This window comes from Methylobacterium sp. P1-11 (assembly GCF_008329595.1).
Taxonomy (GTDB): Bacteria; Pseudomonadota; Alphaproteobacteria; order Rhizobiales; family Beijerinckiaceae; genus Methylobacterium.
Genome location: NZ_NPKS01000034.1, coordinates 19,367 through 35,123 on the forward strand (window position 1 = coordinate 19,367; position 15,757 = coordinate 35,123).

Sequence of the window (15,757 nt, forward strand, 5' to 3'; positions counted from 1 at the left end):
TACAGCAGGCCGGGCTTCCGGAACAGGGACGGCGGCACGCTCGGCCTGCGCCGGGGCGTTCAGTCGGGAATGGCGAAGCCGATCGACAGGCACAGGACCGCGACGGCCGTCAGTGCCATGGCGGCCTGGCGGACCTGATGCCAGCGGGCGCTGCGCGCACGCTCCTCCGGGCTGGCGCCCAGCTGCAGCTCGTCGTCGAAGCCCTTCACGAAGGATTCGAAGCTCGGAAAGGCGCGCCGCGCGAGCCACATCCACACGCCGACGGCGACCAGGCTGAAGGCCCAACCGCCGTAGGTAAACGCATCGTCCAGCATCCGGCGCAGCCCTCGAGCCTACGCCCCCCTCACCCTCACTTCTACGGGAGATTGCGGAGATTGCCTAGGCGGACGAGGGGCTTCCGGCGCCGGTTCCGTGTTTCCGGACATGTCTCGGCCGGACCCGCCGGGCCGTCGTCTCGATCAGGCGCCGGTCAGGGCGCGGTCCGGCCGAGGGCGTAGAGGGTGATGGCGGCCGCGTTCGAGACGTTGAGACTGCGGATCGCCCCCGAGAAGGGGATCCGGGCCAGGACGTCGCAGCAGCCCCGGGTCCGCTCGCGCAGGCCCTTGCCCTCGGCGCCGAGCACGATCACCAGCGGCCGCGCGACCGTCAGCGCGTCGAGGCTCTCGGGCGCGTCGGAATCGAGGCCGACCCGGGTGAAGCCGCGTTCGCCCAGGGCGATCAGAGCCTCGGCGAGGTTCCGCACGGTCACGAACGGCACGTGTTCCAGGCCGCCGGAGGCGGATTTCGCCAGGACGCCGGTGGCGCCCGGCGCGTGGCGCGCCGTGGTGACGATTCCGGCCACCCCGAAGGCCGCGGCGGTGCGCACGATCGCCCCGACATTGTGCGGGTCGGTGATCTGGTCGAGCGCCAGCAGCAGCGCGTCGGCGGGCAGGTCGTCAAGGCCGGGGGCGGGCAGGGGCTCGGCCTCGAGATACAGGCCCTGGTGGACCGCGTCCGGGCCGAGCAGACGGCCGATCTCGCTCGGCCGCACCAGTTCGGGGGTGATCCGCAAGGGGCCGCCGAACTCCGCCTCCAGCCGCGCGGCCGCGTTCTCGGTGGCGAGCAGCCGGTGCAGGCCGCGCTCGGCATTGCCCAGGGCCTGCACCACGGGATGCCAGCCGTAGAGCACGGCCGGCCCGTCGCCGCCCTCCTCGTGCCGGCGACCCGCCGCCGGGCGGCCACCGGGCCGCGGAGCCGCCCACCGGGATCCGTGCGGGCGGTGATGGGCGGGGCGGCCGCCGGGCGGCCGGCCGTCATTGCGGCGGTCCGTCATCGGGATGCGATCGGCAAGGGCGGCTTGGGTAACGGGAGCTTGGGCAACGGGAGCTTGGGCAAGGGGGACATCGGCACGCCGTTCTCTGAGGGCCCGTTCGGGAGGATCCGAGAAACCGGGCGCCATCGCCCGCGTCAAGCCGCCCGCGTACCGGCGAAGCCCTGCGCGGACACGTCAAGCCGGCGCGGTCGGCGGCCGTCGGAATGTGGAAAACCATCTCATATTCCCTTCGTGCCCTGTGCATGTCCGGACCAGTCTCGGTTCGTTCGTCAGAACGAACGGGCGTCCCCGAATTAGGAAGATTATCTAGAAGAGTCTTTCAGAGAGTCAGTTCAGCAGGTTATATGCAGTGGGAAATCCTGACGCTGCATCAGTGGTTTGAGCGCTGTTTGCGCATCCGACTCTGCGTGGCGGTGCATCGGATTCTGCGCTCACCCGTATCGGATTCTGCGCGCGTCGGGTCACCGGACGTATCGGAATCTGCGCGGCGGCGTATCGGATTCGGCGCGGATTCCGGCCCGGGCCGGTGGATAACGGGGACGGAACGGGCGCGGCCGGCCGTATTGGATTCTGCGCTGGCCGGGATCGCCGCCGGACCCCGTATCGAACTCTGCGTGATGTCGCGCGGAGGGCCGGCCCGAGCGGCGTCCGAGGGGCCGGAGAGGTCCTGGAGATCGCTTGGCCCCTGCCGGTGCGTCCGCATGCGGGGCAGGGAAGCGTGGATTGCCGGGACAAGCCCGATCGGACCGGGGCCGCGGCGCTCGAATCGTGGCATGGATCATGGCTTGGATCGTGGCTTGGCAGGATCGGGGCGTCCGCGCGTTCACCGGGCGGACGGTCCACCTGCCGCGTTGGCCGAGGGGCGATGAGCATCGAGGAGAAGATCGCCGGGATCCACGACCCGGACCTGCGGGCCGAGATCGAAGCGGCGCGCGGCGGCTTCCTGTTCGCCCAGATCGTCGAGCATGTGCTGCACCGTCAGCGCGAGCGCGATGCCCAGGTCGCCCTCCTCGGGGAGGAGGAGAGCCGCCGGGCCGGGCTGTCGCGCGACCAGCGCCGCCGCGACGCGGTGCGCCTCGTGATCGAGAACGAGCCGGCGCTCCCGTCGAGCCTCCAGCATATCCACTCGGTCCTGGCGCTGTGCGGCCTGCCCTACCGCGATCCCGGCCCGGTGCGGGAATTCTCCCGCAGCTACGGTCGCAACTCGCTCAACCTGATCGCCGGCCGGATCAAGGACCCGGAGACCGGTGCCTTCGAGCCCCAGGGGCTGCCCTACGGCCCGAAGGCCCGGCTGGTCCTGCTGCACCTCTGCACCGAGGCCGTGCGCCAGCGCAGTCCCACCGTGAAGGTCGCCGAGACCCTGTCGGGCTTCATGCGCGAGATGGGCTTCGCGGTCACGGGGGGCGAGCGCGGCACCATCCGCCAGTTCAAGGAGCAGCTGAACCGGCTGGCCGCCTGCTCCATGCAGATCGGCCTCTGGGACGGGCGCGACAGCGCCACCACCCTCAACGTTCCGCCGTTCCGCAGCCTGGAATTGTGGCGCCCCCGTGCCGGGGAGGGGGACGAGGAGGCCGGTCGTACGGTGCGGTTCGACCCGGAATTCTACGAGACGCTGATCCGGCACGCCCTGCCGGTGGACGTGCGGGCGGCCCGGGCCTTCTCGGGCTCGGCACGCAAGCTCGACCTGCTGTTCTGGACCGGATATCGCCTGCGCTCGCTGCAGCGGCCGCTGCGGCTGACCTGGGCCAACCTCCACGCGCAATTCGGGGCCGAGAACGCCTCGATCCGCAGCTTCCGGCAGGCGTTCAAGGCGGATCTGGCGCATCTGCGCGAGGTATTTCCGCGCCTGCCGCTGGTCCTCGACGATGGCGGCCTGACCCTGCACCCGGCCGATCCGAGCACGCTGCTCGTGCCGCCCCGCCCGGCAGCCAAGGGAATACGGAAGCGGCTGAAGGAATAGGCGAGTTCCCGGGCCGCTTATTCTATTCCTTCGGGAGTGGGGCGAGCAGACGGAATGATTCGGTATTCCTGCAGCTCAAAGGAACGGCTATACGTTCCTTCCGGTCGGAGGGAACATCGCGTGGGCCTGTCGGAAGCCGAGATCGAGGCGCGGCTCGCCCTCCTGCGGCGTCAGCGCGAGGCGCTCGATCGGGAGATCGCCGATCTCGTGCTCTACCTGGAACTCGGCCGCCGCCTGGCCGCTTCCCGCTCCCCGGCACGGCCTGAGCCCGTCCCGGTTCCCGAGACAGCCCCCGATCGGGGGTCGGTGCTTGCCGCGAACCCGGCCGACAGCCCGGCGCCGCCGGGTCCGGTCGGGCCGGAGACCCGGTCCGGACCGGCTTCCGGACCGGCTTCCGGCGCGGATGCGGCGCCGCGCGGAGACCGGGTGGTCGGGGCCCGTCCCGGACCGCGGTCCGCGGGGGCGCCGGGGCCCGCCTTCGGCCCCGGCGCGATCCCGCCGGCGATCGCCTTCGCGGAGGATGCCGCCGGCGCCCGCCGCTACGGCCGGGCGGTGGTGCAGGCGGCCTGTGCGGCGATCGCCCGCGCGGGCCGGCCGCTGCACGCCGCCGAGATCCTGGAGGTGCTCGCCGGGCAGGGCTTCACCCTGCCCGGCCGGGATCCGGTGGCGGCCCTCAACACGCGCCTGTGGAAGCGGTCCGGTCCGGGCGGGCCCCTGAGCCGGGTCGGCGAGGCCACCTACGCCCTGGCATCCACCCCGGAATCGCCGGAGCCGGACCCCGCCTGACGGGCGCCGGTCACGAAGACGTGACGCCGCGCCCGGCCACCCTCTCTCCATATTGGGGGCGCGCCGGGACCGGCGATCGGCTTGGCTGCCAGCCTGCGGGCCAGGAGGGCCGGCCGCGCGGCGGATCGGCCGGGGAGGGCGTGCCATGGATAGGATCGGCGGGATCGGCCGTCCGCGGATGACCGGGAGGCCGCGATGACCCCGGTACTCGCCACGCCGGTCACGCAGGTCTGCGCCTTCCTGCTCGGCTGCGCGGTGATCCACGCCGCCCGCGCCCACGCGGATCGGATCACGCGGGTGCTCGGCGTCGCGGTCGTCGGGGCGGCCGTGCTGGTGCTCCTCGTCGCCTCCCTGGACTACGCGCCGGAAGGCGGGACCTTCGACGAGGTCACGGTCTACGCGGCCTCCTGATCCGGCCGCCGGACCCTGCAGGGGTCCCGGGACGGTTGACGGGACCGCTCAATTGACCAGGCAGAAGCCCTGACCGGTGCCGACCCGCCGTTCCTGCGCGCACCACGGCTTGGACGCGGCCGACGGGGCCTTCAGGCTGGCGGTCGTCTGCGCGGGGTCGGCGGCGGTGATGCCGAGGGGGGACCGGCCGGGCGCGGGCCGGAAGGCGGCCTGATCGGGACCGGTCCCCAGGCGCAATCCCGGCGCGGGCCCACCGTCCGGCGCCGGATCGGATGGGCTCGCCGCCACCGGCTGGCCCGGATCGGACGGGCTCAGGGTGGCGAGGCCGGGCATGTCCTGCGCCGCCGCGGCGCCGCACAGGACCAGGCAGGCGGCCGAGGCCGCGAGGGACCTGATCATCGACGAAGCTCCTGACGAGAATCATGTGCGCCGACCGATCCCGCAGAGCGGGCCTGCCGTATCGCCGAGTCTGGCGCTCCGCTCGTTAAAGGCCTGCGAAGATTTAGGATTAACCGGTTTTGAAGATCGTGGAATTCCCGGGGCCGGGCCGCCTTGACGACGCTCGTCCCGGGTCACGCCGCCCGCCCGGCCGCCGCGGCGGGATGCCTCGAGCGGACGTGGTGCAAGCCGGCGCTGCCTCCGCGCGGGGCCTCGATCCGTCGCGGGGGCGCCGCGGGATCGATGGTCCCGCCCGCGGGGCCTGCGCGGAGCGGAGGTTGCAGCGCGCCCGGGGGCCGCTCCCGACGGCCAGGTGATCGGAAACGGCCCCCTTGCGTCCTTCTCGGCGTCCTTCTCGGCGTCCCTCCGCCGAATCGGCGGCGCCTGCGGTGGAGGCCGCCTAGTGAGCCGGCGCCGCCACCGCGGCGGCGAGCCGGTCGTGCGGAACGCCAGACCCCCCGACCACGGCGATCCGGCTGCCGGCGGCGCTGCGCCGGCTCGCCCAATCGCCGATCATCTCCAGGCAGGTGTGGTCGATGGCCGCGAGATTGTCGGTGGCGAGGCGAACCTCGTCGCCCGCGGGGGTGCGCTCCAGCGCCGCCGTGAGGCTCGGCAGCTGCAGGAAGGTCGCCGCCCCCGACAGGCGCAGCTCCGGCACGCCCGGCACCTCGGGGGCCGCCGCGTGTTCGATCCGGAGCCGGCCCTTGCGCAGGCTCGGCAGGGCCTGGACCAGGCTCAGGGCGAGGCCGGTGAGCACCCCGGTGAGCAGGTCCACCGCCACCACGGTGGCCAGCGTGGCGAGCCAGATCGCCGCGGTCAGCCAGCCGTAGCGGGCCTGCAGGTGCAGGGCGTGGGCCGGGCTCGCCAGCCGCCAGCCGGTGACCACCAGGATGCCGGCGAGGCTCGCGGTCGGCACCAGGGCCAGCAGCCAGGGCAGGGCGAGCAGGAAGGCCAGGATCCAGGTCCCGTGCATCACCGTGGCGGCGCGGCTCACGGCGCCCGCCTGGACGTTGGCCGAGGAGCGCACGATCACCCCGGTCATCGGCAGCGCGCCGACGAGGCCGCAGATCAGGTTGCCGATGCCCTGCGCGCCGAGTTCCCGGTTGAATTGGGTGCGGGGGCCGTCATGCATCCGGTCGACGGCCGCCGCCGAGAGCAGGCTCTCGGCGCTGGCGATCACCGCGATGACCAGGGCCATGATCAGGATCTCGGCCTCGGCGAGGCGCGCCCAGGACTCGGCGCCCGGCAGGGCGAGGCCGGAGAACAGCGCCTCCGGCACCGCCACGCGCTTGACGGCGAAATCCCCGAGCCCCGCCACCAGGCTGCCCGCCAGCACGCCGATCAGCGCCCCGGGCAGGAGCCGGAGCCGCGCCGGGCGCAGCCGCTCCCAGGCGATCATCGCCGCGATGGTGATCCCGCCGACGATCACGGCCCCGGTGCGGTCGCCCGCGCCGGTGACGAAGTCGAAGAACGCGGCCGGGATCGCCACGAGGTTGTCGAGGCCGCTCGCCCGGGGGAGGGCGTCGGCCAGGACGTGGATCTGGGCCAGCACGATCAGGATCCCGATGCCGGCCAGCATGCCGTGCACCACGGCCGGCGAGATCGCCCGGAACCAGCCACCGACCCGCAGGGCGCCGGCGGCGAGCTGGACGAGGCCCGCCACCACCAGGACGGGGCCCAGGACGTCGAGACCGTGCGCCTGCACGAACCCGTAGACGATCACGGCGAGCCCGGCGGCGGGCCCGCTGACCTGGAGCGGCGAGCCGGCGAGGAATCCGACCACGATGCCGCCGACGATGCCGGTGATGAGGCCGCGTTCCGGCGGCACGCCGGACGCGATGGCGATGCCCATGCAAAGGGGCAGCGCGACGAGGAAGACCACCACGGAGGCGGGCAGGTCCCGGGCGAGGCTCGTCCGGACGGCGCCGCCCGGGGCGAGGGCGGTGTGCAGGCGTGTGGTCAGGCTGCCGGGGGGGCGCATGATCAGGCCGCCTGCAGGCGGCTGCCGGCGGAGGAATCCTGCGCCACGGGCATGTCGGCCCCGGCGATCGGCCGGAAGCGCCCGCTCGCGCCGTCATAGGCCAGGAGGGCCCCGGTCTCGATCTCGAAGAACCAGCCGTGCAGCCGCAGGGATCCCTTGGCCAGGGCGGCGGCGACGCTCGGATGGGTGCGCAGGTTGGCGAGCTGGACCACCACGTTCTCCAGGGCCAGGGCGTGGTGGCGGGCCTGTTCATCCATCCCTTCGGGATAGGCTTCGCAGACGATCCGCTCGGCGGCCTCGGCGTGGCGCAGCCAGGCGGCGACGCTGGGCATGCGCTTGAGCAGATCCCGGTTCATCAGCCCCTTCATGGCGCCGCAATCGGAATGGCCGCAGACCACGATGTCGCGCACGCCCAGTGCCACCACGGCGTACTCGATCGCCGAGGAGACGCCGCCGACCACGTCGGAGGCCGGGGGCACGATGTTGCCGGCGTTGCGGCAGACGAACAGGTCTCCGGGCCCCGCCTGGGTGATGTGCTCGGGCGAGACCCGGGAATCCGCGCAGGCGATGATCAGCGCGCTCGGGTGCTGACCGTCGCGCACCAGCTGCTGGTACATCTGCCGCTGGCCGGGAAAGACGCTCCCCTGAAAGCTCGCAATGCCCTGGATCAGGTTGTTCATGAAGGGATCTCTGACGCTGGGAGAACCGGAGGACGGGACGGGGGAGGGCGATGCGCGCAGGCCGTGCCCGTCAGGGTATGGACGGGACGTGCGGAAGGGGCGTGCGAAGCGGCATTCGGATCGGGTCGGGGCCGCCCGGCCGGTGGGGCCGGGCGGTGGAGGCTGAACCGCCGGCCCAGGGCCGGACGGTCAGTCGACGGCCAGCCGACGGTCAGTCTGAGCCTCGGATCCTCAGCGTCGGATCCGGCGGGGCTCGCCGGTTCCGGAAGCCCAGTGCGGGTCGACCACCCGGCCGGGGGCGACCGTGGCACCGGCCCGGTCGTGAAGCATCGGCGCCCCGAGGATCTGCCCGGTCCCGGAGCGCTGCGAATGCAGCGAGCGCGGATCGTGATTGGGATCGCTGACGTAGGAGCTCATATGGCCGCCGCCGGCAGCCTGACGGCTGCCGCCGCCGCCCTCACCCGCCTGGGCCGCCAGGGGTACGCCGAGCAGGAGGCCCAGGGCGAGGCCGACAGTGGTGCCGCGGACCGGGAGGTGTCTGGACTGGGTCATGGCGTTTCCTCGCATGTTCGTCTTGTGGCGAGGGACACCGCATCCCTGCCGATAAGTCGACCCTAGTCAAACTATCCAAAAGTGCGTGTGCGTCTCAGCACATTCCATCAATGAAAGCTTTAATCCTCATCCCTGTACTATTGGGTGCGATCGCGCACGTCATTGTTGTCTGATGAAATCATCGACGGGATTAAAGGGATATCCGGTTTTGGCGCACCCGGAACGTATCCTGCCGGGCCACCGGGATGCCCGGCCACTCTCCCGCCGCGACGGAGCGGGGCGCTGTCGGGGCGCTGTCGGGAGGATGCCGGGAGGATGCCGGGAGGATGCCGGGAGGATGCCGGGAGGATGCCGGGAGCGACGGCCGGTCAGGCCCGAGCGGGATCAGGCCCGTCCGGCGCGCAGACGCGCCGCCGGCCGTACGGGCGCGCGGGCGGCGGCGGGCAGGGGATTGGCCGCCACGTAGACGAGGCCAGCAGCCTCGTAGGTGAGGCTGGCGGTCCGGCCCCCGGCAAAACCCCGCTCCAGCAGGCGGGTGCCGAATCCCGTCCGCGATGGGGAGACGACCGGCGGGCCGCCGCACTCGCGCCAGGTCAGCCGCAGGGTCTCGGTGTCCGGACCGGATTCCACCGTCCAGGCCAGAGCCGCTCGCCCGTCCGGAACCGACAGGGCGCCGTGCTTGACCGCGTTGGTGCACAATTCGTGCAGGATCATCGTGAGCGCGAGCGCGCCCTCGGGCGGCAGCCGCAGGTCGGGGCCGTCCAGCGTGATGCGGGGTGCCGTCGCACCCGAAGAATCCCGACCCGAAGAATCCCGACCCGCGGGTTCCGCGCCCAGGAAGGGCCGCACCGCCTGGGCGGCGATGCCGCGCAGGTCCGCGCTCGCCCAGCTCTCGCGGGTCAGGATGTCGTGGGCGCGGGACAGGGCGAGCAGCCGCGCCTCGAAGGCGTCGCGCCCGGCGGCGGCGCCGCCGCCGAGATTCTTCAGGCTCTGCGCCGCCATCGCCTGCACGGTGGCGAGGGTATTCTTCACCCGGTGATTGAGTTCATCGATCAGCAGTCGATGGGTCTCCGCGCGCCGGGCGCGTTCGTCCGCCGCCGCGGTCAGGGCGTCGGCGATCATCGCACCCTCGCGCACCAGGGAGCGGGGCAGCGGCGGCAGCGGCTGGTCGCGGCCCAGCGTCTCGGCGGCGACCGCCAGCTCCAACAGGGGGCGGGCGATCAGGCCGGCCAGCAGCCACGCGAGCAGCGCCGCCGCGAGGGCCACCCCGCTGCCCGCCGCCAGGATGAACCCGCGCAGGGCCGCCACCGAGGTCAGGGCCCGGTCGGCCGTCTGCCGCACCACCACCTGCCAGCCGAGACCCGGATAGTCGCGGTGACCGGCCGTGGATGCGTGGGCGCTGAGATACGCGGCGGCGCCGTCGGGCCAGGGCCCAACCCAGCTCGTGCCCTGCGCATCGAGGGGCCGGCCGCCCGCCAGGACAGACCCGGGCAGGCGCGCGCCCTGCAAAGCGGGCGGACCGAGGAGCACCGTGCCGTCGCGGGACAGGATCAGGATCTCGGCACCCTGGCGGTGGCCCCGGAGGCCGCCCTCGAGGATGCGCGCCATGTCGCGCGCCCAGGTCCAGTCGAGATGGGCGGCCAGCACCCCGAGGACGCGGCTGTCCGGCGCCCGGACCGGAGCCGCGACGTCGAGGAGGCGCAGGGGCTCGCGCGCCGCTGCGCGCGCCCCGGCCTCGGGCGGGGGCATCCGCGCCTGGAGGAGCTTGGCCGGGTGTACGTCGCCCACATAGGGCCCGGCGCGACCGCCGCGGAAATAATCGCGGCCGGAGACGTCCGCACCTTCCAGGGCGCCGGTGCTGGTCACGGAAACGCGTCCGTCGGCGTCGATCAGCCCGATGATCGAATAGGCCGGATAGGTCGCCTGGAGCCGCTCCATCACGGCGCGCTTGGCGGCGGAGCCGGTCCCGGGATCGCGCAGGCTGTCCGAGGCGGCGGCGATCTGGATGTCGCGCCAGCGCTCGAACATCCCGATGTCGAGGCCCCGGGCCATCTGGGCGGCGATCTCGGCGAGCTGGCCACCGACCTCCGCCTCGAGCCGTCGGGTCGCCTCGCGGCTCACCAGGGCGGCGAGGGCCAGGGTCGCGAGGAAGCCGAGGGTGCCGAAGCCCAGAGCCAGCACGATGCGCAGCCGCGGCACGCCCAAGACACCGCGGCGGCCGGATCGGTCCGCGCGATCGGCGCGGGGCGCCGCCGCAGGGGTTTCCGATTGCGCGACCGCTTGCATCCGACCTCCCTCGGATCCGGCCGGCTCCCGGGGGAGGGAGATCGTGCCCGCGACCCCGTCTGAGCATGCGCGGCGGGCCTCAACAAGACGGGAATGGCCTCCGGCGATACAGAATTTCTATCGGGAGTTGCAAATATGCACGTGGTCGTCGCCTGCGCCATCCAAGGTTTCGTCCGAGGTTTCGTCAGGATGACGGCCGGGACTTCAGCCCTCGAGAAGGGCATGGGCGGCCCGGACCAGGATCCCGTCCGGCCGGCGCAGGGCGTTGAGCACCGAGAAGTGCTCGGCCTCGGGGACCGGCAGCAGGGGCCCCGGCGCATGGGCCGCCGCCCGCAGGGCGTGCAGGTTGCGGGCGTCGTGGATCAGGGCCGGCAATTCGCGGGAGCCGTAGGCGATGCAGAGCGGCTTCGCCACCACCGGGAGGCGCAGCGGCGACAGGGTCTCGATCTCGACGTCGGTGAGGCTCAGCTTGGCGTTCAGAGAGGTCTGGCGGATCGGCGCGAGGTCGTAGACGCCGGAGATCGCCAGGCCCGCCGCCACCGCCGGGTGCCCGAGCTGCATCGCGGTGAGCAGCCCGCCCGCCGACCAGCCCGACAGGACCAGGGGACCGCGGATCCCGTGCGCGGCCCCGTGGGCGGCGAGCCAGTCGAGGGCCGCGCCGGTCTCCGCCACGATCCGGGCGAGGCTCGCCTCCGGCGCCAGGGTGTAGCCGACCATCGCCACCGACCAGCCGGCGGCGTTCGGGCCCTGCGCGAAGCAGGCGAACAGCTCCCGGGCGCCGCGTTGCCAGTAGCCGCCGTGGATGAAGACCAGGCAGGGCGCTCCCCCGTCCCGGGCCGGATAGAGGTCGAGGGCGTTGCGGGCGCCGGGGCCGTAGGGCACGTCGAGGCCGGCCGGATGCGCGGCCCGGTAGCCGGCCGAGGCCGCGTCCCGGGCGGCCATCTGGGCCGCGCTGTCGGCCACCGCGCGGGTGTTGTCGTAGCAGGCGTCCCGCGCCTCCTGCGCCAGGGCGGCCCAGCGGCGGCGCGGATCCGCAGGGGTCGGATCGTCCAGGCGGAATTCCAGTGCCATCGTGGGCTGTCTCAGGCCTTCCGGTCACCCGCACCATGGCAGGCGGACGGGGCCGGGTCGAGGCGGTTCAGAAGCCGGGCCAAGCCCCGGGGATGGTGCCGCCGTAGCCCCAGCCCGTGAACGGCGGCGCCCCGACCCGTTCGCGCGTCGCCGGAGCCAGGGCCCGGACGAGCGGCCGCGTCTGCTGCCAGACCCGCCAATGCGGCCGGTCGCGCGCTGCCCTGCGGGCGAGGGTCTGGTCCATGTCGGAGGCGGTGCGATGGTGCGGCTTCCCCGGATGCTTCCCGTCATGCTGGCGGGCCTCGGCCGGGATGGCCAGCAGCAGCGCCACCGGCAGCAGGGCGGCGCGGGTCGGGACGCGGCCGGTACGCATGGTTCGGGCTCCGCCGGAGCGGCCTTCGGGGGCCGCCACTGACGGAGACGCCCGGGCAACCGTCCGGTTCCGGGGACCCGCCGGGCGGTCCGGACGTTGCCCGGGATCCCCGGAGCGTTGAAAACCCCGTAGGAATCCGGTCGACCCTTCCGGGCCGACCGGACCGAATCGCGCGCCTGCAGGACGCTATCCATGACACGCCATCCATGACAGAGCCCGCACAGACCGCCCCCCCGCTCCCGGGCACGCCCGATCCGGTGGCGCTGCTCGCCACGCTCGTCGCCTTCGACACGGTGAGCGCGCGCTCGAACCTGCCGCTGATCGACTGGGCCGAGGCCTATTGCCGGGGCCAGGGCGCCGCAGTTGAGCGGGTGCCGGATCCGACCGGCCGGAAGGCGGCGCTGCTGGTCAGCGTCGGGCCGTTCGCCGACCGTCCCGGCTACGTGCTCTCCGGCCACAGCGACGTGGTGCCGACGGACGGCCAGCCCTGGTCGTCGGACCCGTTCACCCTGCGGGAGGAGCAGGGACGGCTCTACGGGCGCGGCACCTCCGACATGAAGGGATTCCTCGCGGTCTGCCTCGCGCTCCTGCCCGAGATGGTCGCGGCGGACCTCGCCACCCCGATCCACCTCGCGATCTCGTACGACGAGGAGGTGGGCTGCCTCGGCGTGCGCCCGCTGATCGCCCGGATGCGCGAGCGCGTGCCGCGGCCGCTCGGCTGTTTCGTGGGCGAGCCCACCGGGATGGATGTGGTGGTCGGCCACAAGGGCAAGTCGGCCGCCCGCCTCACCTTCCGCGGCAGGGCCAGCCACTCGGCCCTGGCGCCCCAGGGCGTCAACGCGGTGGAATACGCCGCCCGCTTCATCGAGCATGTCCGCCTGTCCGCGGAGGCCATCGCCCGGGACGGAGCCCGCGACCCGCTCTACGACGTGCCCCACACCACCGGCCTGTCGAGCGTGGTCCGGGGTGGATCGGCGCTCAACATCGTGCCCGACACCTGCAGCGTCGAATTCGAGTACCGGGCGATCGGCGCGGACGATGCCGCGGCGCTGGCAGCCGCGGCGATCGCCTACGCCACCGGGACGCTGGCGCCGCTGATGCGGGCTGGCGATCCGGCCTGCGGCGTCGATGTCGAGCCGCTGATCGATTATCCGGGCCTCGACACCGACCCGGAGGCCGAGATCGTGACCCTGGCCAAGCGCCTCGCCGGCCGCAACGGCCACGCCAAGGTCTCGTACGGCACGGAGGGCGGGTTGTTCGAGCGGCTCGGCGGCGTGCCGGCCGTGGTGATCGGGCCGGGCTCCATCGCCCGGGCCCACCGGGCGGACGAGTACGTCACCCGGGACGAACTCGAGGCCTGCGCGGGCTTCGTCCGGCGGCTGATCCGTGCCTGTACGTCCGGCCGCTAGAGCCGCGCCCGGTCTCAGCGTGTTCGGGCGCGCTCTTACGCCGAACCGGTCTCCGTATCGGCGGCGCGCGCTCCCGGGCGCGCAGCTTCATCCGGTTCGCGCAGCGGCTGCCGGGCGTCCCGGTCTCACCACGGAATCCGCCCGAAGCGATCGATCAGCCGCTGATACTCGGCCTCGCTCTCGGCCCTGGAGGTCCCGCCCTGGCCGACATCCGAGGTTCCGGAGCCCGGATGCACCAGGCGGCACACCAGCGGCAGGACGAAGCCGTGGCGTGCGAGGCTTATGTTGGGGCCGCCGAGCTGAAGGATGTTGGCGAGCCACGGGCGGACCTGGATCGCGTCCCGGAGGGTGCCGGGCGCCGTCGCCTCGACGAGGTGGACCCGGCGCAGGCCGGTCTCGGCGAGGCGGCCGAGCCACTCGTTGTCGTAATGCCACTTCGAGGCCGGGCTGATCGCGCCGACCTGCGCGAAGGTGGTCCGCCGCATCAGCCAGCCCGACGGCGTCGCGAAGTCGTTGATCCGGACCACCTCGCCGGCCTCGTCCACCTCGAGCTGTGTCGAGGAAACGAAATCGAAGCGGTCCAAGGCCCGGAGCGCAACGGCGAGGTATGGCGGCAGCCAGCGATCGTCGTCCTCGAGGAAGCCGACGTAGTCCCAGCTGGCATCGACGGCGCGGATCGCGGCGTTCAGCGCGGGGATCTGCCCCTTGCGCTCACCGCGCGCGAAGGTGATCTGCGGATGGTCCGCGAGGTGCGCCGGGATCTCGGTCTCGGGGTCGGTCCCGACGAAGAAGTGGATGGTCACCGGTCTGTCGAGTTCCTGGGCGTTGGCGCTCTCCACCGCATGGTCCAGGAAGTACTGACCGGCTTTCCCGGCCAGGGTCGAGAGCTTCAGCCGAGATGGCGTGATGACTGCTACCCTCATGCCCAATGATCCGAGACTTTTATCGCTGACATTTGCAGCATAGCTCTGCTTCCAAGATCGATGTGCGATAACGTGCCCGCGAGGCGGCCGGGCCGCGCATCAGTCCAGCGAAGAATGATGCGACGCACGATGTCAAGACTTGCTCGAAGGTCGCCTGTGTGCGTGAATTGAGATATGGAAATTATTACTGACGATAGTAGTGGGATAATTTATCGATCTATAAAAATATATCTGGGTCCTATTGTGGTTTTATCGTGCAAGCATTCGGAGTGGAGCGCTCAAATCACTGTTGCCCGGACGACACCCGTGATCGAAGAAGCGCGGCGCGCCGGCCCGCACAGCACGTTCCGGGGGCGGATCTGCACGCGGGCGCGGCCGTGGACGAAACCTTTGCGCCGCTCGCGGCTTGGATCTGCGGCCTGAACCGGGCCGGGTGGGGAGACCGTTCAGCGCATGGCCAGCCTCAGCGTCGTGATCGCGTTCGGCGTCCGCCTGCTCCTCGTGCTGCTGTTCCTGCCGTTCAGCGCCCTCGACAAGATCCTGAATTTCAGGGGCGCGGTCGGGCAGGCGCGGCAGGCCGTGCACGCCACCGCCCCCGCGACGGCGCTGATCCTGATCGGGCTCTGCGTCGAGATCGGGATGTCGCTCTGCATCCTGACCGGGACCGCCGACCGGGCCGCCGCCTTCGTGCTCGCCGGCTATTGCGGGGTGACGGCGCTGCTGTGGAAGCAGTTCTGGGTGCCGGGGGATTTCTGGGCCGGAGGGAAGGGCCGCGAGCTGTTCTGGGACTTCCTGAAGAACTTCGCCCTGGCGGGGGGCTTCCTGCTCATCACCTTCGGCACGGGTGCCGGGACGGTCCAGGACTTCCTCGCCGATCCGCTCGGCTCGACCCACCCCTACGCGATCACGGACCGGGCCCGGCCGTAGCGGGGCCCGGCGCCGCGGGGCTTCAGCCGTTCGGCACGGTGGCTTCCATGGAGGGCCGGCGTTCGAACGCCGCGTACCACGCCGCGACCGCCGGGCGGCCCTCCCGCCACGCGAGATCGGGGAAGCGCAGGTCCAGGTAGCCGAGCGCGCAGGCCAGCGCGACCGTGCCGATATCCAGCGCCGGCATCCCGCCGACCAGGTTCTCGAACCGGTCCAGCGCCGCGCGGATCTTGCCGACCTGACCGGCCTCCCAGGCGTCCCAGCGCTGCGGCTCGGGGCGGAGCACGCGCTCGTAGCGGGTGAGCAGCGCCGCATCGAGCAGGCCGTCGGCGAGCGCCTGCCGGGTCAGCGCGTCCCAGCGGGCGGCGCCCTCGGGGAACAGGTGCGGCCCGGCCGAGAGGCCGTCGAGATACTCGCAGATCACCCGGCTGTCGTAGAGGGCGGTGCCGTCCTCCAGCACCAGGGCGGGGATCTTGCCCAGCGGATTGTGGGCGGCGACCTCCGCGGAGGGGCCGGTCGGCGAGGCCCCCGCGGCGGTGACGGCGATCCGGCCGATCAGTCCCGTCTCGTGGGCGAGGACCAGCACCTTGCGGGCATAGGGAGAGGCGGGGGAGTAGAGGAGCTTCATCGGACCGTCCCGGTGGGTCT

General features: G+C 72.6%; 16 protein-coding genes. 5 read left to right on the top strand and 11 right to left on the bottom strand.

The features are described 5' to 3' along the window. Nucleotides 1-59 precede the first annotated feature (59 nt). Together CIW48_RS26360 and CIW48_RS26365 are read right to left on the bottom strand one after the other, a co-directional pair. Nucleotides 60-314: a hypothetical protein gene (locus CIW48_RS26360; RefSeq protein WP_091787420.1), complete on the bottom strand. Its 255-nt coding sequence runs from the start codon at nucleotides 312-314 to the stop codon at nucleotides 60-62. Between the two features lie 155 nt (nucleotides 315-469). Continuing rightward, nucleotides 470-1,312 (bottom strand): RNA methyltransferase, encoded by an 843-nt coding sequence (locus CIW48_RS26365; RefSeq protein WP_091787423.1) that lies wholly within the window; start codon nucleotides 1,310-1,312, stop codon nucleotides 470-472. A gap of 865 nt (nucleotides 1,313-2,177) precedes the next feature. Here CIW48_RS26365 and CIW48_RS26370 point away from each other — a divergent pair. From CIW48_RS26370 to CIW48_RS26380, 3 genes are all read left to right on the top strand, one after another. Then, entirely contained in the window at nucleotides 2,178-3,272 is a 1,095-nt protein-coding gene (locus tag CIW48_RS26370) for a replication protein RepA (protein WP_149313398.1), read from the top strand. 120 nt (nucleotides 3,273-3,392) lie between these two features. Further along, the gene (locus CIW48_RS26375) at nucleotides 3,393-4,058 is read left to right on the top strand and encodes a hypothetical protein (RefSeq protein WP_149313399.1); all 666 of its coding nucleotides are present in this window, start codon (nucleotides 3,393-3,395) and stop codon (nucleotides 4,056-4,058) included. Between the two features lie 195 nt (nucleotides 4,059-4,253). Continuing rightward, entirely contained in the window at nucleotides 4,254-4,469 is a 216-nt protein-coding gene (locus tag CIW48_RS26380; protein WP_149313400.1) for a hypothetical protein, read from the top strand. 48 nt (nucleotides 4,470-4,517) lie between these two features. Here the strand turns inward: CIW48_RS26380 and CIW48_RS26385 are convergent, their stop codons facing one another. The 7 genes from CIW48_RS26385 to CIW48_RS26415 form a co-directional block, all read right to left on the bottom strand. After that, nucleotides 4,518-4,868, bottom strand: a complete 351-nt coding sequence (locus CIW48_RS26385; RefSeq protein WP_149313401.1) for a hypothetical protein — start codon at nucleotides 4,866-4,868, stop codon at nucleotides 4,518-4,520. A gap of 439 nt (nucleotides 4,869-5,307) precedes the next feature. Then, nucleotides 5,308-6,888, bottom strand: coding sequence for a SulP family inorganic anion transporter (locus tag CIW48_RS26390; RefSeq protein WP_246695426.1), 1,581 nt, complete (start codon nucleotides 6,886-6,888; stop codon nucleotides 5,308-5,310). A 2-nt stretch (nucleotides 6,889-6,890) separates the two neighbouring features. Next, nucleotides 6,891-7,568 carry a carbonic anhydrase gene (locus CIW48_RS26395; RefSeq protein ID WP_149313402.1) on the bottom strand — a complete coding sequence of 226 codons (678 nt, stop codon included), beginning with the start codon at nucleotides 7,566-7,568 and terminating at the stop codon, nucleotides 6,891-6,893. Between the two features lie 231 nt (nucleotides 7,569-7,799). Then, the gene (locus CIW48_RS26400) at nucleotides 7,800-8,120 is read right to left on the bottom strand and encodes a hypothetical protein (RefSeq protein WP_246695427.1); all 321 of its coding nucleotides are present in this window, start codon (nucleotides 8,118-8,120) and stop codon (nucleotides 7,800-7,802) included. A 384-nt stretch (nucleotides 8,121-8,504) separates the two neighbouring features. Further along, nucleotides 8,505-10,406, bottom strand: coding sequence for an HWE histidine kinase domain-containing protein (locus CIW48_RS26405; RefSeq protein WP_149313403.1), 1,902 nt, complete (start codon nucleotides 10,404-10,406; stop codon nucleotides 8,505-8,507). Nucleotides 10,407-10,610: 204 nt separating this feature from the next. After that, nucleotides 10,611-11,477, bottom strand: a complete 867-nt coding sequence (locus CIW48_RS26410; protein WP_173009410.1) for an alpha/beta hydrolase — start codon at nucleotides 11,475-11,477, stop codon at nucleotides 10,611-10,613. Nucleotides 11,478-11,544: 67 nt separating this feature from the next. After that, a complete protein-coding gene (locus CIW48_RS26415) occupies nucleotides 11,545-11,850 on the bottom strand; it encodes a hypothetical protein (RefSeq protein WP_149313404.1) in 306 nt (101 codons plus the stop codon). 206 nt (nucleotides 11,851-12,056) lie between these two features. On the opposite strand from CIW48_RS26415, the gene argE reads away from it, so the two are divergent. Beyond that, nucleotides 12,057-13,259 (top strand): acetylornithine deacetylase, encoded by a 1,203-nt coding sequence (gene argE, locus CIW48_RS26420; protein ID WP_149313405.1) that lies wholly within the window; start codon nucleotides 12,057-12,059, stop codon nucleotides 13,257-13,259. 125 nt (nucleotides 13,260-13,384) lie between these two features. Here argE and CIW48_RS26425 read toward each other — a convergent pair whose 3' ends face one another. Beyond that, nucleotides 13,385-14,182 (bottom strand): glycosyltransferase family A protein, encoded by a 798-nt coding sequence (locus tag CIW48_RS26425; protein WP_149313406.1) that lies wholly within the window; start codon nucleotides 14,180-14,182, stop codon nucleotides 13,385-13,387. Nucleotides 14,183-14,635: 453 nt separating this feature from the next. Here CIW48_RS26425 and CIW48_RS26430 point away from each other — a divergent pair, with 453 nt between their 5' ends. Continuing rightward, nucleotides 14,636-15,109, top strand: a complete 474-nt coding sequence (locus tag CIW48_RS26430; RefSeq protein WP_149313407.1) for a DoxX family membrane protein — start codon at nucleotides 14,636-14,638, stop codon at nucleotides 15,107-15,109. Between the two features lie 22 nt (nucleotides 15,110-15,131). On the opposite strand, the gene CIW48_RS26435 is transcribed toward CIW48_RS26430, so the two are convergent. Then, on the bottom strand, nucleotides 15,132-15,737 hold the full coding sequence (locus CIW48_RS26435) for a glutathione S-transferase (RefSeq protein WP_149313408.1): 606 nt from the start codon (nucleotides 15,735-15,737) through the stop codon (nucleotides 15,132-15,134). Nucleotides 15,738-15,757 lie beyond the last annotated feature (20 nt).

Bases quoted from the DNA above. Each gene is read 5' to 3' on its own strand.
- CIW48_RS26405 (WP_149313403.1), bottom strand. From the start codon at position 10,406: ATGCAAGCGGTCGCGCAATCGGAAACCCCTGCGGCGGCGCCCCGCGCC.
- CIW48_RS26385 (WP_149313401.1), bottom strand. From the start codon at position 4,868: ATGATCAGGTCCCTCGCGGCCTCGGCCGCCTGCCTGGTCCTGTGCGGC.
- CIW48_RS26370 (WP_149313398.1), top strand. From the start codon at position 2,178: ATGAGCATCGAGGAGAAGATCGCCGGGATCCACGACCCGGACCTGCGG.
- CIW48_RS26435 (WP_149313408.1), bottom strand. From the start codon at position 15,737: ATGAAGCTCCTCTACTCCCCCGCCTCTCCCTATGCCCGCAAGGTGCTG.
- CIW48_RS26410 (WP_173009410.1), bottom strand. From the start codon at position 11,477: ATGGCACTGGAATTCCGCCTGGACGATCCGACCCCTGCGGATCCGCGC.
- CIW48_RS26365 (WP_091787423.1), bottom strand. From the start codon at position 1,312: ATGACGGACCGCCGCAATGACGGCCGGCCGCCCGGCGGCCGCCCCGCC.
- CIW48_RS26400 (WP_246695427.1), bottom strand. From the start codon at position 8,120: ATGACCCAGTCCAGACACCTCCCGGTCCGCGGCACCACTGTCGGCCTC.
- CIW48_RS26395 (WP_149313402.1), bottom strand. From the start codon at position 7,568: ATGAACAACCTGATCCAGGGCATTGCGAGCTTTCAGGGGAGCGTCTTT.
- CIW48_RS26430 (WP_149313407.1), top strand. From the start codon at position 14,636: ATGGCCAGCCTCAGCGTCGTGATCGCGTTCGGCGTCCGCCTGCTCCTC.
- CIW48_RS26415 (WP_149313404.1), bottom strand. From the start codon at position 11,850: ATGCGTACCGGCCGCGTCCCGACCCGCGCCGCCCTGCTGCCGGTGGCG.
- argE (WP_149313405.1), top strand. From the start codon at position 12,057: ATGACAGAGCCCGCACAGACCGCCCCCCCGCTCCCGGGCACGCCCGAT.
- CIW48_RS26380 (WP_149313400.1), top strand. From the start codon at position 4,254: ATGACCCCGGTACTCGCCACGCCGGTCACGCAGGTCTGCGCCTTCCTG.
- CIW48_RS26360 (WP_091787420.1), bottom strand. From the start codon at position 314: ATGCTGGACGATGCGTTTACCTACGGCGGTTGGGCCTTCAGCCTGGTC.
- CIW48_RS26425 (WP_149313406.1), bottom strand. From the start codon at position 14,182: ATGAGGGTAGCAGTCATCACGCCATCTCGGCTGAAGCTCTCGACCCTG.
- CIW48_RS26390 (WP_246695426.1), bottom strand. From the start codon at position 6,888: ATGCGCCCCCCCGGCAGCCTGACCACACGCCTGCACACCGCCCTCGCC.